Source organism: Halobacillus sp. BAB-2008 (genome assembly GCF_000328325.1).
Taxonomy (GTDB): domain Bacteria; phylum Bacillota; class Bacilli; order Bacillales; family Halobacillaceae; genus Halobacillus.
This window is the reverse complement of the sequence record NZ_ANPF01000009.1, coordinates 1-24,309: the sequence shown is the minus strand read 5'-3', so window position 1 is coordinate 24,309 and position 24,309 is coordinate 1. Positions and strand designations below refer to the sequence as shown.

Sequence of the window (24,309 nt, the reverse complement as noted above, 5' to 3'; positions counted from 1 at the left end):
AGTCACGTGAAAGTCGTCGCCATCGTGCAGGCGCGGATGGGATCGACTCGTCTGCCCGGTAAAGTATTAAAGACGATTCTGGGAAAACCAATGCTTGTCTATCAAATCGAGCGGATGCAGCGTTCGAAGCTGATCGATCAACTGGTCATCGCTACGACCGAGCATGTCAGGGATGACCCGATTGTCGAGCTGTGCCGATCTGTAGGAGTGGCTTGTTACAGAGGGTCGGAGGATGATGTGCTGGAGAGATACTATGAAACGGCAGCGGCTTTCGATGCAGACGCTGTCGTCAGGCTGACAGCGGACTGCCCGCTGATCGACCCCAACGTGATAGACGATGTCGTCGCTGCTTACGTCCACCGTGCACCTGCGTTTCAGTATGGTTCGAACACGGAGGTGCGGACTTATCCGCGGGGGATGGATACAAGTGTGTTCTCTTTCCAAGCGCTGGAGGAAGCATACAAGGAAGCGGTGCAGCCGGCGGAACGGGAACATGTCACGCCGTTCATCATCCGCCATTCTGAACGATACTCGAGTTTCCACGTGACATATAAGCGGAATGCCAGTTCTCATCGGTGGACGGTGGATACAAGCGAAGATTTCGAGCTTGTGAAAAGAATTATCGAACACCTTTACCCAAGCAACCCGGGGTTTTCAATGGAAGATGTCCTTAAAGTCATCGCTGATCACCCGGATTGGGAGGATATCAACCGTCATATCGAGCAGAAGGACCCAGGATCGTCCTGACTATACAGACAGCCCCGGCCATTTTGGCCGGGGCTGTTTTGCCACCTTATTTATATGTCTATAACCTTCGTCTCTTATTTCTGCGGCGTACTTTTTTATTTCTATTTGCGATGGCTTGAATCAAAGATACCATATTGGGTAAATAATGTTAATAGATTTAATAAATTTTACCAATGAAGCATAGGACGGCTGGGGCGACCTTTTTGTCGATTATATCCAGATGTTCGCATCTTTTGTCCATTAAGAACCAATATAGTATAGTTAAAGATAAGCGTGATAATTCAGAAAAATAGTTCGTTTGAAAGGGGTACACCGAATGACGCAGCAGACATTTCTGTATCAACCGAAAATATCGGAAGTACTTAAAAATATGAGACGGGTCATGATTGGGAAAGAAGAGGCGGCACTGTTGAGTGTTGTAGCTCTGCTTGCCAGAGGCCATGTGCTTCTGGAGGACGTTCCCGGTGTAGGGAAAACGATGCTTGTAAAGACGTTGGCGAAGTCGCTCGACTGCCAGTTCAAAAGGATCCAGTTCACTCCGGATCTTCTGCCGAGCGATGTGACGGGTGTATCCATTTATAATCCGAAAACATTAGAGTTCGAATTCCGTCCTGGTCCGATTCTCGGTAATATCGTCCTGGCAGATGAAATCAACCGGACATCCCCGAAGACACAGTCTGCCTTATTGGAAGGTATGGAAGAAACGAGTATTACGGTGGATGGCAATACGGTGCCGCTCAGCGATCCGTTTTTTGTCATGGCAACACAGAACCCGATCGAATATGAAGGGACCTATCCGCTGCCGGAAGCACAGCTTGACCGCTTCCTGCTCAAGATGAAAATGGGGTATCCATCTGCCAAACAGGAGATGGAAATGCTGGCAAGGACATCGGAAGGACATCCGATCGAGGAGATTACTTCTGTACTCAACCGCGAGGAGCTCGTTATGCTTCAGGAAGATGTCGACCGTGTTTATGTCGATCGGACAGTCAACCGATATATCGTAGATTTGGTGACAGGGACGAGAAGCCATGAAGGGGTGTATCTCGGGGTAAGTCCGCGTGGTTCGATCGCCCTTATGCGGGCGGCGAAGGCCTATGCGTTCATCCATGACCGGGATTATGTCATTCCGGACGATATACAGTACCTGGCTCCGTATGTCCTTTCCCATCGGATGATCCTTACTTCCGAAGCACAATTCGAAGGAGCGAGCGCCGAGTCGATCATTGATCAGCTGTTGACGGCTACATCCATTCCAGTGAACAGGAACGTAGGTGAATGAGACAAACGGTGTCCTTCACTGTAAAACTCGCGATCATCCTCCTGCTCTTTGGTGTCCTGTTTTCCTATGCAATGTTTCAAGGCGGCTTTGTCAGCTGGTTTCTCTTCTATGCCTTTCTTCCTTTTCTTCTTTATATGCTGGGCGTCCTGCTTTATCCGATTAACAACTGGAAGATCGACCGCCGCCTGTCCAAACGAACGGCGATGGGAGGAGAAACGGTGGAAGTAGAAGTGACGATGACGCGTCGGTTTGCTTATCCGATCTATTACTGCGTCATCGAGGAATACCTGCCGGAATCTTTGAAACGAATGGATCAGCATCTTGATAAGTTCAAAGATTTGGAGCGGGACGAGGCACTTCTGGAAGACAGAAAGGTAAAGCGTGTCGTTTTTCCCTGGTTTAGAAGGAAAATCAGCTATCGATATGAATTGGACAAGCTTCCCCGGGGCGAGCATCAATGGAAAGCCGTCCGGATTAAAACCGGGGACTTCTTTGGTTTCGTCACAAAAGAACACGTGTACAGGGAAGCGAGCGCTCTTTTGGTCTTTCCTTTTATTCGTCCGGTCAAAATGAAGGAGCGCGTGTACAGCTTTGAACAAGGAGCAAGTCCCTCTTTCAAATTGAATGAGAAGCATACGAACATGGTAACAGGAGTAAGGGAATACATGCCCGGAGACAGATTTGCCTGGGTCGATTGGAAGACGACAGCCAGAAAAAATGAAATGATGACAAAAGAATTTGAACAGGAGAAGAGCGTCGACATGGTGCTCATTCTGAATACGGTCCGGGAAGAAGGAATGAACGAGTTGAGCTTTGAAGGAGCTGTAGAGTTTACAGCATCTCTGTTGAATACCTTCCACAAAAAAGCCGCTCCCCTCGCTTTTATGACTCTCGGGGGAGAGAGGAAGTACTTTCCGTTTCACCAGGACCATTCCCATCACAGCCAGATACAGGCACATTTGGCGAAAGTCCGTCCGATAGAGAGTGCTTCTTTTGCTGAACAACTGGAGCGGGGACAGAAACAGGTGCCCGCTGGAATTATGATGATGATTATCAGCCATCATCTGGATAAAGATCTGCAGGTAGCTCTTGTCAAACTGGCTAAGAAGAGCAAGCGCCTCCTCTTTTACTACGTACATCCATACAATCGAATCGGACTTCAGGAGCACCAGACGTTAAAGCAGTTGAAAAGAGAAGGTGTGACGGTGGAACTGCTGACGGAAGAGCAGCTTGTGAAGCCTGGATTTGAGGTGAGTACATGATGCAGGACCGGCAGACGTTCTACTATCGGCTGGCTTTATATGTAATTGGTTTTTTACTGTTTTGTGAGTGGTTGCGGCCGTTGGAAGAAATTTCGGAAACGAATGATACGAGGATCTTCTTCCTCTATGCGGGATTCTGCTTCTTCCTCTCTTTTCTGCAGGTGCCTTGGTGGATTTCAGTCCCGCTGAAAGGATTGGGACTTGCCTTTATTCTCGACGGGATGTATATAGCGGAACGAATTTTCTCGCCGGAGTGGTTTTCGGTCCTCTATGATCAAACCGTTTTCAATTTTGAGATGATGCTTTCCCAGGAATGGTGGCAGATGACGCCGCTGTTTCGCAGCTTGTTGTTCCTTATTCTTCTGTGGTTAATGAGTTACTTATTGTATTACTGGTTCGTTATTGCAAGACGTATGTTCTTTTTCGTTGTTCTTACCTTAGTGTTTATAACCGTAACCGATACGTTTACAACGTATGAAGCTGATTGGGCTATCATACGAACCTTCATTCTTGGAATGGCGGCACTCGGTGTCTCGAGTTTCTCCAGAGAGATGGACAGGGAAGAGATTCCTTTCAAGGATTTCAGGCGTGCGAATGTCTGGATCCTTCCCCTGATTGGAATTATCCTCCTGTCTTCCGCAATAGGATACGCAGCTCCGAAACTTTCCCCTCAGTGGCCCGATCCACTTCCATACCTGCAGAGTGCGACAGGCGGTGAGGGTGGCAGTGGAACGGTCCGGAAAGTAGGGTACGGGGAAGATGACAGCTCGCTTGGTGGTTCCTTCGTCCAGGATGATACACCGATGTTCCGTGCTACGGTGGACGGAGATCGTTATTGGCGAATCGAATCGAAGGATACTTACACAGGAAAAGGCTGGGAAGATACACTCGCTGAGCCTGTTGACACGGTAAACCCATCCTCGATTCCTTTTGAAACGTTCACGAACGCCGTGGAATCCGAAGAACAGAGTGCTCTCGTGCAAATGACGGAGGATGCTCCTTTCCGTAAGCTCGTCTATCCATACGGAATTACCGGACTTGTAGAGTATCCGGAGCAATATAACCTTGCAGTCCATGAAAATACCGGGGAAATGGATACGATTTACAACGGGTCGGAAGCGAAGATGAATACGTATGTGCTGAATTATGACTATCCTTCCTTTGAATACAACCAGCTGCGGGAAGCAGACGGGGAAGATCCGGAAGAGATTCAGGACCATTACCTGCAGCTTCCGGATAATCTTCCGAACAGAGTCAGGAATCTTGCCTCCCAAATTGTCGAAGGGGAAGACAACAGGTATGATCGTGCCAAAGCGGTAGAGTCCTACTTTGCAGCAAACGGGTTCGAATATTCGACGACGGATGTTGCCGTTCCGAGAGATAATCAGGACTATGTCGATCAATTCCTGTTTGAATCACAAGTAGGGTATTGTGATAACTACTCCACTTCGATGGTGGTGCTGCTGAGGTCGGAAGGGATTCCTGCCCGTTGGGTGAAAGGGTTCACTGGTGGGGAGCGTCTCGGTGCGGAGGAGAATCCTTTCGCAGAAAACGAAGTCCAGAACGTTTATGAAGTGACAAGTGCCAATGCCCACTCCTGGGTGGAGGTTTATTTCCCTGAAATTGGGTGGGTTCCATTCGAACCGACGCAAGGGTTTTCCAATAACGCCGATTTTTATACAGATATCGAGCAGGATACGGAGACGGAAGAAAGCGATGCTCGTGAGCAGGAGACGACTCCTGAAGAAGGAGCCGGCAATCCTCAGGAGATGGAAGAGGAAGAGAACAGCTCGGATTCTGCTGCGCTGGAAGGTACATCTTCCGAGCAGAACGGAATGTGGGGTTGGATCATACTGTTTGTCCTTGTGATTCTGGCCGCTGTCCTCGTTTTCTTGATGAGATATCGTTTGCTTGCCTTTTTCTATATCCGCAGGCTTCGTCAGACGAATAAGGAAGATACGTTTGAGAAGGCCTATGCGTTTCTGTTAAAAGCGCTGCACCATAAGGGTCTGAAGCGCAAACAGGATCAAACCCTCCGGGAATACGCGGAAGAGGTGGACCGGCGTTATCAGTCGAACGAGATGCGCCGACTGACGAATCATTATGAACGTCTCCTCTATGGAGGAGGAGACTCTATGAAGCGCTGGCCGGAAGTCACTGAATTATGGGAAAATTTAATTAAAAGGACATTGTCTTGATTACTTTTGTTGCGGTTGATAGAATGAATGGCAATTAGATGCGTTCTTCCTTCGTATATCCTCGAGAATATGGCTCGAGAGTCTCTACCGGGATACCGTAAATTTCCTGACTATGAAGGTGGAAATCACGTGACATGTCTCGGCATGGGATGGATTTCTGCCTTCGTTTATATTAGACGAGGCGGGAATCCATTTTTTTATTGCCGGCAGGAAAGAAGGCAGTCGAACATAAATAAGGAGTGGAAGAGTATGGAACAAGTGAAAGGCATGATTCTAGTGCTTGACTTCGGAAGTCAATACAACCAGTTGATCACCCGGAGAATCCGTGAATTCGGAGTGTACAGTGAACTTCATTCTCATAAAATGACTATTGAAGAAATCAAGGAATTGAATCCCAGCGGGATCATCCTGTCCGGTGGACCGAACAGTGTATACGGGGAAAACAGCTTCCGTTGCGATGAGCAGATCTTTGAATTAGGCATTCCAGTACTGGGAATCTGCTACGGCATGCAGCTGATGACGCACCACTTCGGCGGCAAAGTAGAGCGTGCGAAAGAACGGGAATACGGCAAAGCGGATATCACTGTTAAAGAGAGCCCGGTCATCTTCCGTAAAACTCCTAAAGAGCAGACCGTTTGGATGAGTCACAGTGATAAGGTAATTGAAGCGCCGGAAGGTTTCCGCGTCGACGCGACAAGTCCTTCCTGTCCTGTAGCAGCGATCAGCAATGATGATGCACGTATGTACGGCGTCCAGTTCCACCCGGAAGTGCGTCACTCTGAATATGGAAACGATATTCTACGCAGCTTCGTTTTCGACGTTTGTGAAGCGACAGATGACTGGACGATGGAGCACGTCATTGAGATGGAAGTGGAGAAAATCCGTGAGCAGGTAGGAGATCGTAAAGTACTCTGTGCATTAAGCGGAGGAGTCGATTCTTCTGTCGTCGCCGCTTTGATTCACCGCGCGATCGGAGACCAATTAACCTGTATCTTCGTTGACCACGGTCTTCTTAGAAAAAACGAAGCGGATGATGTCATGCGTTTCCTTGGAGAAGGATTCCAAATGAACATTATCAAAATTGATGCTAAAGAACGTTTCATGAGTAAGTTGGCAGGCGTTTCCGACCCGGAAAAGAAACGTAAGATCATTGGTAACGAGTTCATCTATGTCTTCGATGATGAAGCAGCCAAGCTGAAAGACATCGATTTCCTTGCTCAAGGAACGCTTTATACGGATATTATCGAAAGTGGTACGGAAACAGCGCAGACGATTAAATCCCACCACAATGTTGGTGGTCTTCCTGAAGATATGGAATTTGAATTAATTGAGCCTTTGAATACGTTGTTTAAAGATGAAGTCCGTGCGCTCGGGCTTGAACTTGGTGTGCCGGAACATATCGTTTGGCGCCAGCCGTTCCCTGGTCCCGGCCTTGCCATCCGTGTCCTCGGTGAAGTGACGGAAGAGAAGCTGGAAATCGTTCGCGAGTCGGACGCTGTTCTTCGTGACGAAATCAAGAAGGCAGGGCTTGACCGCGACATTTGGCAGTACTTCACAGTTCTTCCTAACATCAAGTCCGTCGGTGTCATGGGAGATGAACGGACGTATGATCACACGATCGGCATTCGTGCCGTAACATCCATTGACGGTATGACATCTGATTGGGCGCGTATCCCATGGGATGTACTGGAGAGGATCTCCACGCGTATCGTCAACGAAGTCGATCATATTAACCGCGTTGTGTATGATGTAACGAGCAAGCCGCCGGCAACCATTGAATGGGAATAAGCGAACGATTTTAATTTTATTAAGTTTAATGTTCGGAAATAGGCTTGACTCTCTTCTTCTGACCTAGTAAGATAGAATCAAATAATAAAGCATCACCGTCGTATAATTTTGGGGATAGGGCCCATGAGTTTCTACCAGACCGCCGTAAATTGGTCTGACTACGTTGGTGGATGGATGTTGTGGTTATGTGAATTTACTTCAGGGCCCTCGTCCATCTCCTTCGTTTTCGTAGACACTCTCGGGAATCTCCCGGGGTGTCTTTTTTATTTGTTCAACCATGTTCTTGGAATGCCGGGCATTTCAAGAAGGATCAGGGAAAGAAAAGGGAGGAAAAAGAACGTGCGCAATTATTTTAAATTCAAGGAGAACGGCACGACCTATCGTCGTGAAATCATAGCAGGACTAACGACCTTCCTGGCTATGGCATATATTTTGTTCGTCAATCCATCGACGCTTGCGTTGGATGGAATCGATCAGCTTCCTGAAGGTGTTACGCGGATGGATAAAGGGGCTATCTTTACAGCTACTGCGATCGCAGCTGCTATCGGAACATTAATCATGGGGGTATTCGCGAAATATCCGATTGCTCTCGCTCCGGGTATGGGCTTGAACGCCTTCTTCGCCTATACGGTTGTTCTTGGCTATGGAATTCCTTGGGAAACGGCACTTGCCGGTGTATTGGCTTCCGGACTTATTTTTATCGTTTTAACTCTTACAGGACTACGCCAATTAATCATCGATGCCATTCCTGGAAACCTTAAGCTCGCTGTAGGTGCCGGAATCGGCCTCTACATCGCTTTTATCGGCTTTCAGAATGCAGGAATTGTCGTGAACAGTGATGCGACTCTTGTTCAAATGGGGGATCTTACTTCAGGCCCTGTACTGCTTGCTGTCTTCGGAATTGTCATCAGCGTCATCTTGATGGCGTTGGGGATGAAGGGCGGTATTTTCTACGGTATGGTGCTGACAGCTGTAGCGGGTATGGTTTCCGGACTGATTGCACCGCCTTCCGGGTTGAGCGATATCGTCGGTTCTGCACCTTCGGTTGCGCCGACGTTCGGGGCAGCATTGGAGCATTTCGGAGATATCTTCACGATGGAGATGCTTGTCGTCATTTTGACTTTCTTGTTCGTTGACTTCTTTGATACAGCTGGAACGCTCGTAGCAGTGGCGACCCAGGCTGGATTTATGAAGGATAACAAGCTCCCAAGAGCGGATAGAGCTCTATTTGCTGATTCTACAGCGACTGTAGCAGGTGCTATTGTAGGAACGTCTACGACGACTTCTTACATCGAGTCGACTGCAGGGGTCGGGGCCGGCGGGCGTACCGGATTCACTTCTGTTGTGACGGCTTTGTGCTTTATTCTTGCATTGTTCTTCTCGCCTCTCTTGTCCATCGTGACTGCTGAAGTGACGGCTCCTGCCTTGATCATCGTCGGTGTATTGATGGCTTCTGCTTTGAAGAGCATTGATTGGGACGAGTTCGAAGTTGCTGTTCCGGCCTTCTTCACAATCGTAGCGATGCCGTTGACGTACAGTATTGCGACGGGGATTGCAATCGGGTTTATCTTCTATCCGATTACGATGCTTCTAAAAGGGAGAGCAAAAGAAATTCATCCGATCATGTACTTCTTGTTCGTTATCTTTATTTTGTACTTCATCTTCCTTGCGTAAGGCAGAAAGGATGAGGGAAACCGTCAGCCGCAGGCTGGCGGTTTCTTTTGAAAGGTGATGGCGGGCTCCCGTGAGACGGTTTTCGTTCCTTCCCGATACGGACAAGTATATAGGGGGAGATCCGGAGAGCTGCCGCATACTCTTCTCTCCTTTTATTCCTTTTCTTCCAGGTGGCGGATCTGGATAGGGCGCTGGTTGGTGGCATCTGTGATATAACGTTGCAGCTTGATAATCAGCAGCCCGTGTTGATAAGTCGCGTCGATTTTATCATGACGAACAGGGAACGGGAGATCGATCGTCCTTTCAAACATGCCATCCGGAATTTCGGATTTGACCTGCTTGCCGCCGCGCTTGTTGAACGAAATTTTCCCTTTTAAGGTTAGTGTCGTATGATCGACAAGCACGTCGATGTTCTTTGGTTTATCCATTCCGGGAATATTCACATAGCATAAGAGCTCCTGGTCATATTGATAGATGTTGACAGCTGGAATGGGGGGCTTCATCATCCCGTCGAAATCATCCCAGAATTCATGGCCGAAGAAGCGGTCCATGTTGGTTTTCCAATCCTTGAATTGGTTCATGTCATCAGCCTCCGTAAATTGTCATTAATTGCGGTAAAAAAAGATTGTGTATGGACATTCCCATGGTTTATAGTGTATGCATGAATATCGACGAGAAGAATTTCTTGGGTCTATATTTGCAACATAAGTAGGGGGATGCATCCATGTTAGAAAACCCATTATTGCTCATTGTGATCATTTTAGCCGTGAACATTGTCTATGTTTCGTTCTTTACATTACGGATGATTTTTACGTTGAAAGGCCGTCGTTATATTGCCGCGTTCATCAGTACATTTGAAATAGTTACCTACGTCTTTGGTCTTGGGCTCGTCCTTGATCGTCTGGATCAGATAGAGAATGTCCTTGCCTATGCTCTTGGTTATGGTCTTGGTGTTATCGTTGGTATGAAGATTGAAGAGAAATTGGCTCTCGGTTATATTACAGTGAACGTGATATCGTCCGATCCGGATATCGAATTCACGCGGAAGCTCCGGGATAAGGGGTACGGCGTGACGAGTTGGTATGCTTATGGAATGGAAGGGGATCGGCTGGCCATGCAGATTCTGACTCCAAGGAAATACGAGCTTTCCTTATATGAAACGATTCGTCATATCGATCCGAAAGCGTTTATCGTCGCTTATGAACCGAAACAGATCCATGGCGGGTTCTGGGTGAAATCCGTTAAGAAAGGAAAGATACGTCATGCCCAGCAAGAACAGCAAGAAGCGCTTTGAAGTGCAGGAGAATGAATCCATCGGCCAGTGTCTCGATCGGATGAAGCGGGAAGCTACACGCCGATCCGCCGAGCGGAGGAGCCGATTTTTCGGGAGGAAACCCGAAATGGGGAAAAGTAATGGAACCGATAGAGAAAAGGATTGTTTTTCACGCAGTGAAAGAATAAAACCGAACGATTAGTATTTTTATTTTCTTTAATGTTCGACTTTGCGTTGACATCGACAAGTTTCTCCTGATATGATGAAAGCAGAATTGCATAGGCGACCTCATATAAGACGGGAATAAGGCCCGTTCGTCTCTACCTGGGAACCGTAAATTCCCGGACTATGAGGGGAGTTTAAGCTTGGATGCTTTCAAGTGGGACACGTGTGCCTGCTCGACTCCTCTCATTAGTTGAGAGCGTCGAGCAGGTTTTTTTATGAAGAAAGGGATGAATATGAATGGCTAGTGTTGGCGTAATCATGGGCAGCATTTCCGATTGGGAGACAATGCAGGGGGCATGTGCCGTCCTGGATGAACTTGGGATCGGATACGAGAAGGAAATCATATCAGCTCACCGGACACCGGAGGATATGTTCACTTACGCAGAAGATGCGCGCGGACGAGGGTTGAAGGTCATCATTGCCGGAGCGGGAGGGGCAGCCCACCTTCCGGGAATGGTTGCTTCTAAAACGACCCTGCCTGTCATCGGAGTCCCTGTTGAATCAAAAGCATTGAAAGGAATGGATTCCCTTCTATCTATAGTACAGATGCCTGGAGGAGTTCCTGTGGCGACTGTAGCGATCGGAAGTGCCGGTGCAAAGAATGCAGGTCTTCTTGCTGCAGAAATCATCGGAGCTTTCGATGAAGAGGTGGCCGGCAGATTGTCGGTGTACAGAGAACAGATGGTGGAGAAAGTAGAAGGAATGAGGAGGGATTTGCGTGAGTCCTAAGGTTATTCGACCAGGTCAGACGATCGGAATTCTTGGAGGCGGCCAGCTCGGAAGAATGATGGCGGTCGCTGCCAGACACATGGGATACAAAATCGCCGTCATGGACCCGGCGGAAGACTGTCCGTGTGCACCGCTTGCAGATAAGCAGATCATCGCTGCTTATGACGATAAAGAAGCTGCTCAAAAACTGAGTAAAGTCAGTGACGTCATTACGTACGAATTCGAAAATGTCGACCTTGAAGTCGCCAAGCTGTTTGAAGAAGCTGGCAAACTGCCTCAAGGATCTCTGGCCCTCGCCGTTACGCAGAACCGTTCCAAAGAAAAGCAGGCAGCGGTCGATGCAGGCTTGTCTGTTCCGGAATACCGGATTATCGAATCCTATGACCAATGCAAAGAAGCATTGGAAAGCATCGGTTACCCTGCCGTCGTTAAGACGATCAGCGGGGGGTACGATGGTAAGGGACAGCTGAAGCTGGAAGACGAGAGCAGCCTGGACGAGCTATCTTCTTTCATTAAAGAGGGCGGCATCTATATTGTCGAACAGTGGCTGCTATTTGATTTAGAAATCTCTCAAGTATTCACTAGAGGAATGGACGGAATCATCCGGACCTTCCCGCTTGCAGAAAATATCCATAAGAATCATATCCTTCATGAAACAAGAGTCCCTGCCAACGTATCAGAGGCCGTCCGTCAGAAAGCGGACGAGGCGGTTCGAGTGCTGGCAGATGAGATCGGAGTCGTCGGAACGTTTGCAGTGGAGATGTTCGTCAAAGGAGACGACATCTATATCAACGAAATGGCACCAAGGCCGCATAACTCCGGTCACTTCACGATCGAGGCTTGCAACGTATCCCAGTTTGAACAACATGTCCGTGCAATCTGCGGTCTTCCGCTTCTTCCGGTGCATACATTCGGAGCGGCAGTGATGGTCAATGTCCTAGGCAAGCACCGCGGGATTTTAATTGACAAGATCGAACAATATGAGGGTTGTCATTTTCACGATTACGGTAAAGGAGAAGCAAGGACCAACCGTAAGATGGGGCACCTGACCTTTATCGGTAATGATTTAAAAGAAATTGCGACATACATGGAAACCAACCAGATACATTTATGGTAGAAACCAAGGAGGAAGACGATGATAGAACGTTATACAAGACCGGAAATGGGCGCCATTTGGACAGAGGAAAACCGCTATCAAGCATGGCTGGAAGTCGAGCTGCTTGCCTGTGAAGCTTGGAGTGAGCTTGGAGTCATCCCGAAAGAAGATGTAGAGAAACTGCGTGAGAAAGCTTCCTTTGATATCGCGCGTATTCATGAAATTGAATTGGAAACACGTCACGATGTCGTAGCGTTCACACGTGCTGTGTCCGAGACGGTCGGCGATGAGCGGAAATGGGTGCACTACGGGCTTACATCTACAGACGTGGTAGATACAGCACTCTCTTACCAGTTGAAGCAGGCGAATGAGATCATTCGCAAAGACCTTGTCAACTTCATCGAAATCCTTGGTGAGAAAGCGAAGGAACATAAGCACACGGTCATGATGGGTCGGACGCACGGGGTCCACGCAGAACCGACGACGTTCGGGTTGAAGCTTGCCCTTTATTATGAAGAAATGAAACGAAACCTGGAGCGCCTGGATCTTGCTATCAAGCATATTCAAGTCGGAAAGCTTTCCGGCGCTGTAGGAACGTATGCGAACATCGATCCCTTCGTAGAAGCTTATGTATGTGAGAAGCTGGGCCTTGATTCGGCATCTGTTTCTACACAGACACTTCAGCGCGACCGTCACGCTCATTACGTTTCCACACTGAGCTTGATTGCAACATCCATCGAGAAGATCGCTGTAGAGATCCGTGGTCTCCAGAAGACGGAAACAAGGGAAGTGGAAGAGTACTTTGCCAAGGGACAGAAAGGTTCTTCTGCTATGCCTCACAAACGTAACCCGATCGGATCCGAAAACATGACAGGGATGGCACGTGTGATCCGCGGACACATGTTGACAGCATTTGAGAACGTTCCTCTTTGGCATGAACGGGACATTTCCCACTCCTCTGCAGAGCGCGTTATTCTGCCGGATGCCACGATTGCTTTGAACTACATGTTGAACCGCTTTGGAAATATCGTGAAGAATTTGACGGTATTCCCTGATCGTATGCAGGAAAATATGGAGAAAACGTACGGCTTGATTTTCTCCCAGCGTGTTCTGCTTACATTAATTGATGAAGGCATGGTACGCGAAGAAGCATACGACCTTGTCCAGCCGAAAGCGATGGAAGCATGGGAGCGTGGAGTGCCGTTCCGTGAGCTGATTGAGGCAGATGAGAAGATTACGGCTGCCCTGTCTGAATCCCAGCTTGATGCCTGCTTCGATTACAAGCATCACCTGAAGCAAGTGGATCGTATTTTCGACCGTATCGGTCTGTAAGTAAACTGTTTTATCCGGGGATGTCGAGGACATCCCCGGCCAATCCCCATGAGTGAGGTGTTCTTCATGAAAGATTCCTTATTGTATGAAGGTAAAGCGAAACGTGTGTATGTGACGACTGATGACCAGGAGCGTCTGGTTTTATCCTATAAAGATGATGCGACAGCATTCAACGGTAAAAAGAAAAGCGAGTTTGCAGGCAAAGGCCGCCTGAATAACTTGATCACCTCTAAAGTCTTTCAATACTTGCATAAGCAAGGAATTCCCACCCACTTTATTGAAGCGCTGAACGATACAGAGCAGTTGGTAAAGCGCACGACGATCATTCCACTGGAAGTCGTGGTCCGGAACAAAGCAGCCGGAAGTATTACGAAAAGGCTCGGTATTGAAGAGAAGACGCGCTTCCACCCGCCGATCATCGAACTGTTCTACAAAAAGGACGAATTGAATGATCCACTAATCAACGACGTTCATGCCTATCATCTGACAGACGTCAAAGAACAAGAACTCACATTCATCAAAGAACAAGCCCTGATTATAAATGAACAATTGATTGCATTATTCCAATCCGCAGGCTTGGAACTCGCTGATTTCAAATTGGAATTCGGCCGTCTGCCGGACGGGACAATCGTATTGTCGGACGAAGTTTCACCGGATACATGCCGCTTATGGGATATCAAAACAGGTCAGAAAATGGACAAAGACGTATTCCGGGAAGAAATCGGCAGCCTGATCGAGGTTTATGAGAACATACTACAACGACTGGAGGAGAACGTATGCGCAAAGTAAAGATCCACATCACACTCAAAGAGGGCGTTTTAGATCCACAAGGAAAGGCTGTTCAGAACTCATTGAAGTCTTTGGAATATAACAATGTCCAGGACGTACGCGTCGGTAAATACATGGAGGTCCTTTTAGAAGACTCGGAGAATCTGGATCAGCAGGTCGATCAGATGTGTGATCAACTACTTGCCAACCCTGTCATCGAGAACTATACGTACACGATCGAGGAGGTAGGCTGACGTGAAATTTGCTGTCGTTGTTTTTCCAGGTTCCAACTGTGACCGTGACATGTACCACGCTGTCAAGGACGGTTTGGGGCAGGAAGCGGACTTGGTTTGGTACCAGGAAGCGAATCTAGCAGACTATGATGCCATCCTTCTGCCAGGAGGATTCTCATACGGAGATTACCTTCGCTCCGGAGCGATTGCTTCTACGGCTCCGATTGTCGAACAAATTCGTGAAGCTGCCGAAGCAGGAAAACCGATTCTCGGTGTATGTAATGGATTCCAGGTCCTGCTTGAGATGGGGCTGCTTCCAGGTGCGATGCTCGCGAACGAACGCCTGAAGTTCATGTGCCATTATGAAACACTGACTGTGGAAAATGCAGATACCCTTTTCACCCACCACTATGAAGAGAAAGCAAAAATCCAGATTCCGATCGCTCATGGCGAAGGAAACTATTATTGTGATGAAGAAACATATGCGAAGCTGCGCGAAAATAATCAGATTGTCTTTACTTATGAAGAGAACCCGAACGGCTCTGTAGGGGATATCGCAGGCATTATGAATGAGCAGGGGAATGTCCTCGGTATGATGCCGCACCCGGAACGGGCAGTGGAAGCGCTGCTTGGCAGCGATGACGGTCTGCGCTTATTTGAATCCATTCTTACACACTGGAGGGAACACCATGCCATCAATGCTTGAGATCACCCCGGAAACGATTGAAGAACAGCGCGTCTATGCGGAAATGGGTCTGACGGATGAAGAATATGAATCGGTCAAAACCATCCTGGGACGCCGTCCGAATTATACAGAAATCGGTTTGTTCTCGGTCATGTGGTCCGAACACTGCAGTTATAAGAATTCAAAACCGCTTCTAAGGAAATTCCCGACAGAAGGCCCTCACGTGCTGCAAGGTCCCGGGGAAGGAGCCGGCATCATCGATATCGGTGACGATCAGGCCGTCGTTTTCAAAATTGAAAGCCACAACCATCCTTCTGCAGTCGAGCCGTATCAGGGCGCTGCAACAGGTGTCGGAGGGATTCTTCGGGACGTCTTTTCCATGGGTGCCCGTCCGGTTGCGCTTCTGAACTCTTTGCGCTTCGGTTCATTGGAACAGCCTCGTGTGAAATACTTGTTTGAAGAAGTCGTACGCGGAATCGCGGGCTACGGAAACTGTGTCGGTGTACCGACCATTGGTGGAGAAGTCCAGTTCGACGATGCCTATAACGGCAATCCACTTGTGAACGCCATGTGTGTTGGTTTAATTGATCATAAAGATATTCAAAAAGGGATCGCAGCCGGAATCGGTAACACGGTCATGTATGTCGGTGCGAAGACCGGCCGGGACGGGATCCACGGAGCGACATTCGCATCAGAAGAATTGTCGGAAGAGTCCGAAGAAAAACGCCCTTCTGTCCAAGTAGGCGACCCATTCATGGAGAAATTGCTGATCGAAGCCTGCCTTGACGTCATTCACCATGACGCGCTTGTCGGGATTCAGGATATGGGAGCAGCCGGTCTCACTTCCTCTGCCAGTGAAATGGCGAGTAAAGCAGGTACGGGAATGACGATGAACCTTGACCTTATCCCGCAGCGGGAACAGAACATGACAGCCTATGAAATGATGCTGTCCGAGTCACAGGAACGCATGCTTCTTGTCGTAGAAAAAGGCCGGGAAGACGAGATAGCGGAAGTATTCCGTAAGTATGATCTGGAAGCTGTCGCTGTCGGAGAAGTCACGGATACGAAGCGCTTCCGCCTGGAACATAAAGGAGAAGTCGTCGCTGACGTGCCTGTCGATTCTCTTGCCGAAGACGCTCCAGTCTATCATAAGCCGTCGAAGAAACCGACGTATTACGAAGAATTTCAGGCAATGGACGATTACGCGCCTGTCGTCGACGATTATGCAGCAACGCTGAAAAGTCTGTTGAAACAGCCGACGATTGCAAGCAAGGAATGGGTTTACGATCAGTATGACTCGATGGTACAGACAAACACGGTCGTCGCTCCAGGGTCTGATGCAGCCGTATTGCGTGTACGTGGAACAGAAAAGGCTCTTGCAATGACGACGGATTGTAATTCCCGCTATATCTATGTCGATCCGGAAGTCGGCGGACAAATCGCTGTTGCTGAAGCAGCCCGTAACATTATCTGCTCCGGTGGTCGTCCGTTGGGAATCACAGACGGATTGAACTTCGGTTCTCCGGAAAATCCGGAAATCTTCTGGCAGATGGAGAAAAGCGTCGACGGCATGAGTGAAGCGTGCCGCGTCCTGAACGCACCGGTCATCGGAGGGAACGTTTCCTTGTATAACGAATCATTCGGTGGCAAAGCGATCTATCCGACACCGATCGTCGGCATGGTCGGCCTGATTGAGGATGTAGCTCACATCACCCAGTCCCACGCTAAGAAAGCAGGCGATCTCCTTTATGTCATCGGGGAGACGAAGCCGGAATTCGGTGGAAGTGAACTGCAGGGGATGTTGGAAGGAAAGCACTTCGGCAAAGCGCCTGCGCTTGATCTTGAAGTGGAAGCGAAGCGCCAGAACGCTCTTCTATCCGCTATTCAACAAGGTCTGATCGAATCTGCTCATGATTTGGCAGAAGGTGGTCTTGCGGTCGCTCTTGCAGAGAAGCTTTTCGATCAGGAACTCGGTTGTGATGTCCAGGTAGAAGGGGATGTCCTTGCAGCCTTGTTCTCAGAAACACAGTCCCGTTTCCTTGTAACTGTAAGTCTTGAGCAGCAAGATGCGTTCGAACAAGCGGTGAATGACGCAGTCCGGATCGGAAAAGTGACGGAGGACGGCATCTACCGTGTAAGCAATAAGGATCGAATCGTAGTGGAAGAGCAGACAACAACGTTGAAGGATACTTGGAAAGGAGCTATTCCATGCTTGGTGAAATCAAAGGCTTAAATGAGGAATGTGGCATTTTCGGAGTCTGGGGCCACCCGGACTCCGCCCAACTGACGTATTATGGTTTGCACGCTTTGCAGCACCGCGGGCAGGAGGGCGCCGGAATCGTCACAACAGACGGAGACCATCTGAAGCTTGCTAAAGGACACGGATTGATCAATGAAGTTTTTTCCGAAAATCAGCTGGAAGACTTGCAAGGACACGCCTCCATCGGGCACGTCCGTTACGCAACCGCAGGGGACGGTGCATATGAGAATATCCAACCTCTGATGTTCCGTTCTCAGACAGGGGGGCTTGCGCTTGCCCATAACGGAAACCTGGTCAACGCCCACGCGTTGAAGAGCCAGCTGGAAGCACAAGGGAGCATTCTGCAGACCAATTCCGATACAGAAGTAGTTGCCCACTTGATCAAGAGAGCGCGCCATCTCCCGCTTGACCAGGCTATTGGAGAGGCATTGTCCATGATCAAGGGAGCTTACGCGTTCCTTGTGATGACGGAAGACAAGATGTTCGTTGCCAATGACCCGCGTGGCCTTCGCCCTCTCAGCCTTGGACACCTTGGTGATGCTTGGGTCGTATCTTCGGAAACGTGTGCGTTTGATGTGATCGGAGCCCAATACGACAGGGAAGTGAAGCCTGGTGAACTGCTGATCATCTCTGATGAAGGAGTAGAGACGAAGCGTTTCTCTGCCCCGATTCAACGTACATTGTGTTCCATGGAATATGTGTACTTCTCTCGTCCGGACAGTAATCTGGACGGTAAAAACGTCCATGCATCACGGAAACGAATGGGGAAAGCCTTGGCGGAGGAAGCACCCATCGAAGCGGATGTCGTAACAGGAGTACCGGATTCCAGTATTTCTGCTGCCATCGGATATGCAGAGGCGTCCGGCATTCCTTATGAGCTTGGTATGATCAAGAACCGCTATGTCGGTCGTACGTTCATCCAGCCGACTCAGGAACTGCGGGAACAAGGGGTCAAGATGAAGCTGTCTGCTGTAAGAGGTATTGTCGAAGGGAAACGTGTCGTCATGGTCGATGATTCCATCGTCCGGGGTACGACAAGCCGGCGGATCGTAAAAATGCTGAAAGAAGCAGGAGCGAAGGAAGTGCATGTCCGTATTGCATCTCCGCCGATTGAGAACCCATGTTACTACGGAATCGACACCTCGAACAGTGGAGAGTTGATTGCGGCAAACCACTCTGTAGAAGAAATGGAGAAATTGATCGGGGCTGACAGTCTCGCTTTTCTATCCGTGGATGGTTTGAACGACAGCATCTACCAGGGGGATGAATCGCTGGAGCATGGCGGCTGTATGGCCTGCTTTACAGGCAATTATCCTACAGAAATATATCCTAATACGGTCCACCCGTATGAGAAAGCGTGACGATGAGGAGGCAGAATGATGAGTGAATCCTATAAACAGGCAGGAGTCGACGTCGAAGCTGGTTATGAAGCGGTCGAACGGATGAAGAAGCACGTAGCCAGAACGATGCGCAAGGAAGTGATCGGCGGTCTCGGTTCTTTTGCCGGGTTGTTCGATATCAGCGGAATGAGTTATGAAGAGCCCGTCCTCGTCACTGGAACGGACGGTGTCGGGACGAAGCTTCGGCTCGCTTTTGAAATGGACAAGCATGATACGATCGGTGTCGATGTCGTGGCTATGTGTGTGAACGATATCGCGGCACAAGGAGCAGATCCGCTTTTGTTCCTTGATTATATCGCTTGTGGAAAGAATGAGCCTGCCCGCATCGAACAAATCGTCAAGGGCATCGCGGATGGCTGCCAGCAGTCGAACGCTGCGCTCGTCGGCGGGGAAACGGCAGAAATGCCCGGCATGTATGAGGAAGAAGAATATGACCTTGCCGGCTTTGTTGTAGGAATGGCAGATAAACGGAAGCTGATCACCGGAGAAGGAATAGAAGCAGGGGATGTCATCATCGGCCTTCCTTCCTCTGGGGTTCATTCCAACGGTTTCTCGCTTGTCCGCCGAATTATCGATAATCAGGGGCTGAGTCTCCAGGAAACTTATGAAGGATTCGACCGCCCGCTTGGGGAAGTATTACTAACTCCTACCGTCATTTACGTGGAAGCTGTCAAACAGCTGAAGGAAGCGGTGAGCATCAAAGGACTTGCCCATATTACCGGTGGCGGTTTCTATGAGAATATTCCAAGAGCGCTTCCGGAAGGCCTGGGTGTAGCAATCAACCAAGGAAGCTGGAACGTGCCGGCGATTTTCCCGTTCCTTCAAGCACAAGGAGACATTCCTGCCGATGAAATGTACGGGGTCTTCAATATGGGAATCGGTATGATTGCCATCGTTTCGGAAGCGGACGCAGAGAAGGCAGCGGAAGCTATCGGAAATGGTGTCATCATTGGACGAGTGACAGGCGAAGAGGGAGTGCAGTGGACATGATCAACCTTGCCGTCTTTGCTTCCGGAACAGGATCGAACTTCGATGCCATTGTCGAAGCCGTCGAAAATGGAACCCTCCATGCAGACATCAAGCTGCTTGTCTGTGACAAAGTAGGCGCTCCTGTCATTGAGAAAGCGCAGCGTCACGACGTGGATACCATTGTTTTCAACCCAAAAGTCTACGAAAATAAAGCAGCCTATGAAGCCGCCTTGCTGGAAGACTGTCGTTCGCGCGGCGTTGACTACATCATTCTTGCTGGTTATATGCGTCTCGTCGGCCCGACACTGCTTCAGCCATATGAGAAACGGATCATTAATATCCACCCGTCCCTGCTTCCTGCTTTTCCCGGTAAGGATGCCATTGGACAGGCGATAGATAAAAAGGTAAAAGTGACTGGTGTGACCGTCCATTTCGTTGATGACGGAATGGATACAGGCCCGATCATCGCCCAGGAGGCGGTGACGATCGAAGACAACGATACACCGGAAGAAGTGAAACGGAAAATTCAGGCGGTCGAACACCGCTTATACCCGCAAGTCATCGAGTCATTATTCACCAAGGAGGAATCCAAATGAAAAAACGTGCCCTACTCAGCGTATCCAATAAAGAAGGTTTGGCTGATTTCGCTAAACAACTCCACGAACTAGATTACGAGCTTGTTTCCACAGGTGGAACGAAGCGCGCGATCGAAGAAGCAGGGGTTCCTGTCCTGTCTATTTCTGAAGTGACGAATTTCCCGGAAATTATGGATGGACGTGTCAAGACGCTTCATCCGGCGGTCCATGGAGGCCTCCTTGCCAAGCGCGGCAACGCCGACCACATGGAACAGTTGGATGGGCTGGATATCCAAACGATCGATCTCGTCGCAGTCAACCTGTATCCTTTCAAGGAAACGATCGCTAAAGAGGGAGTGACCGAGGCGGATGCTATCGAAAATATCGATATCGGTGGCCCGACCATGCTCCGCGCGGCGGCGAAGAACTTTGCAGACGTCGCTGTCGTTGTCGATCCTTCCGATTACGATGCGGTGATCGAAGGCTTTAAAGCAGACAGCCTTTCTTATGAAGCACGTCGCAGGCTTGCTGCGAAAGTGTACCGCCATACGGCGAATTATGACGCAATGATTGCCGGTTACTTCTCGGAACTTACAGAGGAAGCTTATCCGGAGACATACACCGTATCATATGAGAAAGTACAATCCCTGCGTTACGGAGAGAACCCGCACCAGACCGCTTCGTTCTATAAGCAGGCTAATGCGGAAGGGACGTCGCTTGCGAATGCGGAACAGCTGAATGGAAAAGAGCTCTCTTATAACAACATTCAGGATGCTAATGCTGCATTGGAAGTGGTTCTTGAATTCGGCCAGCCGGCTGCAGTAGCTGTCAAACATATGAATCCTTGCGGCGTCGGAGTAGGGGAGAACCTCTACGATGCTTTCACCAAAGCATACGAAGGGGATCCGGTTTCCATTTTTGGTGGAATCGTCGCCTTGAACCGTGAAGTCGATGCTGATACAGCAGCGAAGCTGAAAGAGATTTTCCTGGAGATCATTCTCGCTCCTTCTTTCAGTGAGGAAGCGCTCGAAATTCTTACGAAGAAGAAAAACCTTCGCCTCTTGAAAATCGATCTGAAGAAATCCGATCGTCCTGCGCACAAGCTGACGAGCGTCAACGGTGGACTGCTTGTTCAAGATACGGATGAAGGGAATCTTGACGGGGTGGACTTGACTGTAGCGACGGAACGGGAACCATCTGCACAGGAGCTGGAAGACTTGAAGCTCGGCTGGAAGGTCGTGAAGCACGTGAAGTCGAATGCCATCGTAGTAGCGAAAGGGGATCGTACCCTTGGAGTAGGTGCCGGACAAATGAATCGTGTAGGCGCAGCCAAAATCGCTTTTGAACAAGCGGGTGAAAAAGCAAAAGGCAGTATTCTCGCCTCTGATGCGTTCTTCCCTATGCCGGATACGGTAGAAGCGGCAGCTGAAGCAGGCGTTACTGCTATCATCCAGCCGGGTGGATCGAAGCGTGACCAGGACTCGATCGATGCCTGCAATAAACACGGCATCGCAATGGTCTTCACAAGCATGCGTCATTTCAAGCACTAAGAACAAGGGAGGATGGACGACGATGAATATCATGGTAATCGGACGGGGCGGCCGTGAACACAGCCTTGTTCAAAAATTAGCAGCAAGTAAACAGACAGAGAAAATTTACGCAGCTCCCGGTAACGCCGGTATGAAAGAAGCCGTCTGCGTGGCGATTGAAGAAGGGGATCATGATGCCCTCGTTTCTTTTGCGAAGGAAAACGACATTCATCTGACAGTCGTAGGTCCGGAAGTTCCTTTGCTTGAAGGGATCGTCGACCATTTTCAAGCGAATGACCTGAAAGTATTCGGACCCACCAAGGATGCGGCGCTGATCGAGGGAAGTAAACATTTCGCGAAACAGATGATGGACAAATATGATATTCCCACAGCGGAATATCAGGCTTTCTCCGACCTGGTGGAAGCGAAAGCGTACATTAAAGAAAAAGGCGCTCCGATCGTCATCAAGGCAGACGGCCTGGCTGCTGGAAAAGGTGTCGTTGTCGCCGAAACGCTGGAACAAGCGTTGGAAGCGGCCGATTCCATGCTCGGCGAAGGGCAGTTCGGAGAAGCAAGCAGCGAAATCGTTGTGGAAGAGTTTTTAGCAGGGGATGAATTCTCCTTGATGGCCTTCGTCCACGGTCCGAACGTCTATCCAATGATTCCTGCAAAGGATCATAAGCGGGCATTCGACGGGGATGAAGGACCGAATACAGGAGGTATGGGGGCATTCGCTCCCGTCCCGGGACTGGCCTCGTCTTCCTATGATACAGCTGTGGAATCGATTGTACGTCCGGTCGCTGAAGCGATGGTCCAGGAAGAGCGTCCGTTTACGGGAATTCTTTATGCCGGACTGATTGAAACAGACAAAGGACCGAAAGTAATTGAATTTAACGCTCGTTTCGGAGATCCGGAGACCCAGGTGGTCCTGCCTTTGCTGAAGAATGACCTGGAGCAGGTGTTTTTGGATGTCATGGACGGAAAAGACCCCGAACTTCAATGGTCGGAAGAATCGTGTGCAGGAGTTGTCGTCGCATCGAGCGGATATCCGGGGGGATATGTGAAAGGGCGCCCGCTTCCTGCACTCGAAACGTCAGATTCAGCCTTCCTTGTCCATGCAGGTACAGCACTTGAGAACGGAACCTATGTATCGGACGGAGGACGTGTCCTGCTTGTTGGCAGCAAGGGGAATGACCTTTCACGTGCGCTTGATTGTGCTTATGAAGCGCTGCGTCCGTTACATGCAAATGAAGATTTTTTCTATCGCCGTGATATTGGCAGATCATCGATCACGTCTTCTTCTGGAAGCGACGAGTAAGAGGGCTGCAATTGTGCCGATGACGGTTACGATGACGAAACCTACGTCTGTAAAGTATTCCATGAAGTCCATTATTCTCATCCTTTACTTATAAGAGCGGAGCTTATGCTTCCGCTCTTCATTTTTGTTGATTATTTAGGGAAGTTTTGCTGCCAGCCTTCTTCTTTGCCGTCTGTTTCGACGGTCATCTTCTCGATTGCTTCAACCATCGGGCAGTAACGCACGATGCCTTCTGCTACTTTCATGGATGCGAGAGCGATTAGAAAAGGATGGGAAGATCCATGATCTCTGGATCCGCGAATTGTGAGAAGGGTGAGCATGCTCAACCCTGTCGCAATACGTATCATGCTGTTAATTGTGCCGATATTTTGTCTCATATAAGCTCCTCCTTACAAGTATGGCTTCTGCTGTGTTACGATAATAGATAATCTGATTAAGGGAGGGATCCTCCATGAATGAAGCACGATTCCGGTGGCGGAACCGCCAGTTGCGAGTACATGCATCTGTCTTGGACGGTGACGCGGCACCGACGAAATTGATAAAAAATACTACGTACCTGAACGTCTATTTAAAGCAATGGATGACAGGTCATATATGGATTTACGAAGACCGGATCATTTATACGGGTAAGGAGCTCCCTTCCAATATGGAAAATACGGAAGTCATCGATGGGAAGGACAGTTATATCGTCCCGGGCTATATCGAGCCGCATGCCCATCCGTTTCAATTATATAATCCCCAGACCCTTGCTGAATATGCAGCGGAGACGGGTACGACCACGCTGATCAATGATAACCTTATGTGGCTTTTTTTAACTGAAAAGAAGAAAGCGTTTTCTTTATTGGAAGAGTTCATGCATCTTCCTGCAACCATGTACTGGTGGGCGCGCTTCGATCCTCAGACGGTTTTAAGGGAGGAAGACAGAGAGTCTTTCGACGAACAGGTGCTGGATTGGATTGAGCATGA

General features: G+C 49.1%; 22 protein-coding genes, 2 pseudogenes and 3 riboswitches. Of the genes and pseudogenes, 21 read left to right on the top strand and 3 right to left on the bottom strand.

Translation table 11 applies throughout. From position 1 onward, the window contains the following. Positions 1-6 precede the first annotated feature (6 nt). From D479_RS03250 to D479_RS03225, 6 genes are all read left to right on the top strand, one after another. Positions 7-747: a glycosyltransferase family protein gene (locus D479_RS03250; RefSeq protein WP_008633587.1), complete on the top strand. Its 741-nt coding sequence runs from the start codon at positions 7-9 to the stop codon at positions 745-747. A 316-nt stretch (positions 748-1,063) separates the two neighbouring features. Further along, positions 1,064-2,029 carry a MoxR family ATPase gene (locus D479_RS03245; RefSeq protein ID WP_008633584.1) on the top strand — a complete coding sequence of 322 codons (966 nt, stop codon included), beginning with the start codon at positions 1,064-1,066 and terminating at the stop codon, positions 2,027-2,029. Continuing rightward, on the top strand, positions 2,026-3,291 hold the full coding sequence (locus D479_RS03240) for a DUF58 domain-containing protein (RefSeq protein ID WP_008633582.1): 1,266 nt from the start codon (positions 2,026-2,028) through the stop codon (positions 3,289-3,291). The genes D479_RS03245 and D479_RS03240 overlap by 4 nt, the downstream gene beginning before the upstream one ends. Then, positions 3,288-5,489, top strand: a complete 2,202-nt coding sequence (locus tag D479_RS03235; protein ID WP_152413305.1) for a transglutaminaseTgpA domain-containing protein — start codon at positions 3,288-3,290, stop codon at positions 5,487-5,489. Before D479_RS03240 ends, D479_RS03235 begins: the two co-directional genes overlap by 4 nt. A 31-nt stretch (positions 5,490-5,520) precedes the next feature. Further along, a riboswitch (purine riboswitch) is annotated at positions 5,521-5,622 on the top strand. 116 nt (positions 5,623-5,738) lie between these two features. Beyond that, on the top strand, positions 5,739-7,277 hold the full coding sequence (gene guaA, locus D479_RS03230; protein WP_008633576.1) for a glutamine-hydrolyzing GMP synthase: 1,539 nt from the start codon (positions 5,739-5,741) through the stop codon (positions 7,275-7,277). A gap of 78 nt (positions 7,278-7,355) precedes the next feature. Continuing rightward, positions 7,356-7,458: riboswitch (purine riboswitch) on the top strand. 158 nt (positions 7,459-7,616) lie between these two features. After that, the gene (locus D479_RS03225; RefSeq protein WP_008633573.1) at positions 7,617-8,951 is read left to right on the top strand and encodes an NCS2 family permease; all 1,335 of its coding nucleotides are present in this window, start codon (positions 7,617-7,619) and stop codon (positions 8,949-8,951) included. Between the two features lie 152 nt (positions 8,952-9,103). On the opposite strand, the gene D479_RS03220 is transcribed toward D479_RS03225, so the two are convergent. After that, on the bottom strand, positions 9,104-9,532 hold the full coding sequence (locus D479_RS03220; protein WP_008633570.1) for an Hsp20/alpha crystallin family protein: 429 nt from the start codon (positions 9,530-9,532) through the stop codon (positions 9,104-9,106). Positions 9,533-9,675: 143 nt separating this feature from the next. Here D479_RS03220 and D479_RS03215 point away from each other — a divergent pair, with 143 nt between their 5' ends. The 14 genes and pseudogenes from D479_RS03215 (at position 9,676) to purD (ending at position 23,343) form a co-directional block, all read left to right on the top strand. Continuing rightward, positions 9,676-10,245 carry a DUF2179 domain-containing protein gene (locus tag D479_RS03215; protein WP_008633569.1) on the top strand — a complete coding sequence of 190 codons (570 nt, stop codon included), beginning with the start codon at positions 9,676-9,678 and terminating at the stop codon, positions 10,243-10,245. Next, positions 10,214-10,412, top strand: a pseudogene (locus D479_RS20115) (NETI motif-containing protein). The gene D479_RS03215 and the pseudogene D479_RS20115 overlap by 32 nt, the downstream one beginning before the upstream one ends. A gap of 80 nt (positions 10,413-10,492) precedes the next feature. Continuing rightward, a riboswitch (purine riboswitch) is annotated at positions 10,493-10,593 on the top strand. A 93-nt stretch (positions 10,594-10,686) separates the two neighbouring features. After that, positions 10,687-11,178 (top strand): 5-(carboxyamino)imidazole ribonucleotide mutase, encoded by a 492-nt coding sequence (gene purE, locus D479_RS03210; protein WP_008633564.1) that lies wholly within the window; start codon positions 10,687-10,689, stop codon positions 11,176-11,178. Further along, positions 11,168-12,295, top strand: coding sequence for a 5-(carboxyamino)imidazole ribonucleotide synthase (purK, locus tag D479_RS03205; protein ID WP_008633563.1), 1,128 nt, complete (start codon positions 11,168-11,170; stop codon positions 12,293-12,295). The genes purE and purK overlap by 11 nt, the downstream gene beginning before the upstream one ends. 18 nt (positions 12,296-12,313) lie before the next feature. Continuing rightward, a complete protein-coding gene (gene purB / locus D479_RS03200; RefSeq protein ID WP_008633561.1) occupies positions 12,314-13,606 on the top strand; it encodes an adenylosuccinate lyase in 1,293 nt (430 codons plus the stop codon). A 66-nt stretch (positions 13,607-13,672) separates the two neighbouring features. Then, positions 13,673-14,395 (top strand): phosphoribosylaminoimidazolesuccinocarboxamide synthase, encoded by a 723-nt coding sequence (purC, locus tag D479_RS03195; protein WP_008633559.1) that lies wholly within the window; start codon positions 13,673-13,675, stop codon positions 14,393-14,395. Further along, positions 14,383-14,628, top strand: a complete 246-nt coding sequence (gene purS, locus D479_RS03190) for a phosphoribosylformylglycinamidine synthase subunit PurS (RefSeq protein ID WP_008633557.1) — start codon at positions 14,383-14,385, stop codon at positions 14,626-14,628. The genes purC and purS overlap by 13 nt, the downstream gene beginning before the upstream one ends. A 1-nt stretch (position 14,629) precedes the next feature. Then, positions 14,630-15,313 (top strand): phosphoribosylformylglycinamidine synthase subunit PurQ, encoded by a 684-nt coding sequence (gene purQ / locus D479_RS03185; protein ID WP_008633556.1) that lies wholly within the window; start codon positions 14,630-14,632, stop codon positions 15,311-15,313. Further along, a complete protein-coding gene (gene purL, locus D479_RS03180; protein WP_008633554.1) occupies positions 15,297-17,525 on the top strand; it encodes a phosphoribosylformylglycinamidine synthase subunit PurL in 2,229 nt (742 codons plus the stop codon). The genes purQ and purL overlap by 17 nt, the downstream gene beginning before the upstream one ends. Further along, positions 17,501-18,913: an amidophosphoribosyltransferase gene (purF, locus tag D479_RS03175; protein ID WP_008633552.1), complete on the top strand. Its 1,413-nt coding sequence runs from the start codon at positions 17,501-17,503 to the stop codon at positions 18,911-18,913. Before purL ends, purF begins: the two co-directional genes overlap by 25 nt. 18 nt (positions 18,914-18,931) lie before the next feature. Further along, the gene (gene purM, locus D479_RS03170; RefSeq protein ID WP_008633548.1) at positions 18,932-19,942 is read left to right on the top strand and encodes a phosphoribosylformylglycinamidine cyclo-ligase; all 1,011 of its coding nucleotides are present in this window, start codon (positions 18,932-18,934) and stop codon (positions 19,940-19,942) included. Then, positions 19,939-20,517: a phosphoribosylglycinamide formyltransferase gene (gene purN / locus D479_RS03165; protein ID WP_008633546.1), complete on the top strand. Its 579-nt coding sequence runs from the start codon at positions 19,939-19,941 to the stop codon at positions 20,515-20,517. Before purM ends, purN begins: the two co-directional genes overlap by 4 nt. Continuing rightward, a complete protein-coding gene (gene purH, locus D479_RS03160) occupies positions 20,514-22,046 on the top strand; it encodes a bifunctional phosphoribosylaminoimidazolecarboxamide formyltransferase/IMP cyclohydrolase (protein ID WP_008633545.1) in 1,533 nt (510 codons plus the stop codon). Before purN ends, purH begins: the two co-directional genes overlap by 4 nt. Before the next feature lie 22 nt (positions 22,047-22,068). Continuing rightward, entirely contained in the window at positions 22,069-23,343 is a 1,275-nt protein-coding gene (purD, locus tag D479_RS03155; RefSeq protein ID WP_008633543.1) for a phosphoribosylamine--glycine ligase, read from the top strand. Here purD and D479_RS21275 read toward each other — a convergent pair. Together D479_RS21275 and D479_RS03150 are read right to left on the bottom strand one after the other, a co-directional pair. After that, a complete protein-coding gene (locus D479_RS21275; RefSeq protein ID WP_328700171.1) occupies positions 23,308-23,415 on the bottom strand; it encodes an EYxxD motif small membrane protein in 108 nt (35 codons plus the stop codon). The genes purD and D479_RS21275 overlap by 36 nt on opposite strands. A 59-nt stretch (positions 23,416-23,474) precedes the next feature. Then, positions 23,475-23,720 (bottom strand): DUF2892 domain-containing protein, encoded by a 246-nt coding sequence (locus tag D479_RS03150; RefSeq protein WP_008633540.1) that lies wholly within the window; start codon positions 23,718-23,720, stop codon positions 23,475-23,477. 74 nt (positions 23,721-23,794) lie between these two features. On the opposite strand from D479_RS03150, the pseudogene D479_RS03145 reads away from it, so the two are divergent. Next, positions 23,795-24,309: pseudogene (locus D479_RS03145) on the top strand (adenine deaminase); the annotation flags it as partial.

Coding starts and splice junctions, on each gene's coding strand:
- D479_RS03245 (WP_008633584.1), top strand. CDS start 1,064: ATGACGCAGCAGACATTTCTGTATCAACCGAAAATATCGGAAGTACTT.
- D479_RS03240 (WP_008633582.1), top strand. CDS start 2,026: ATGAGACAAACGGTGTCCTTCACTGTAAAACTCGCGATCATCCTCCTG.
- D479_RS03235 (WP_152413305.1), top strand. CDS start 3,288: ATGATGCAGGACCGGCAGACGTTCTACTATCGGCTGGCTTTATATGTA.
- guaA (WP_008633576.1), top strand. CDS start 5,739: ATGGAACAAGTGAAAGGCATGATTCTAGTGCTTGACTTCGGAAGTCAA.
- D479_RS03220 (WP_008633570.1), bottom strand. CDS start 9,532: ATGAACCAATTCAAGGATTGGAAAACCAACATGGACCGCTTCTTCGGC.
- D479_RS03215 (WP_008633569.1), top strand. CDS start 9,676: ATGTTAGAAAACCCATTATTGCTCATTGTGATCATTTTAGCCGTGAAC.
- purE (WP_008633564.1), top strand. CDS start 10,687: ATGGCTAGTGTTGGCGTAATCATGGGCAGCATTTCCGATTGGGAGACA.
- purB (WP_008633561.1), top strand. CDS start 12,314: ATGATAGAACGTTATACAAGACCGGAAATGGGCGCCATTTGGACAGAG.
- purC (WP_008633559.1), top strand. CDS start 13,673: ATGAAAGATTCCTTATTGTATGAAGGTAAAGCGAAACGTGTGTATGTG.
- purS (WP_008633557.1), top strand. CDS start 14,383: ATGCGCAAAGTAAAGATCCACATCACACTCAAAGAGGGCGTTTTAGAT.
- purL (WP_008633554.1), top strand. CDS start 15,297: ATGCCATCAATGCTTGAGATCACCCCGGAAACGATTGAAGAACAGCGC.
- purF (WP_008633552.1), top strand. CDS start 17,501: ATGCTTGGTGAAATCAAAGGCTTAAATGAGGAATGTGGCATTTTCGGA.
- purM (WP_008633548.1), top strand. CDS start 18,932: ATGAGTGAATCCTATAAACAGGCAGGAGTCGACGTCGAAGCTGGTTAT.
- purN (WP_008633546.1), top strand. CDS start 19,939: ATGATCAACCTTGCCGTCTTTGCTTCCGGAACAGGATCGAACTTCGAT.
- purH (WP_008633545.1), top strand. CDS start 20,514: ATGAAAAAACGTGCCCTACTCAGCGTATCCAATAAAGAAGGTTTGGCT.
- purD (WP_008633543.1), top strand. CDS start 22,069: ATGAATATCATGGTAATCGGACGGGGCGGCCGTGAACACAGCCTTGTT.
- D479_RS21275 (WP_328700171.1), bottom strand. CDS start 23,415: ATGGACTTCATGGAATACTTTACAGACGTAGGTTTCGTCATCGTAACC.
- D479_RS03150 (WP_008633540.1), bottom strand. CDS start 23,720: ATGAGACAAAATATCGGCACAATTAACAGCATGATACGTATTGCGACA.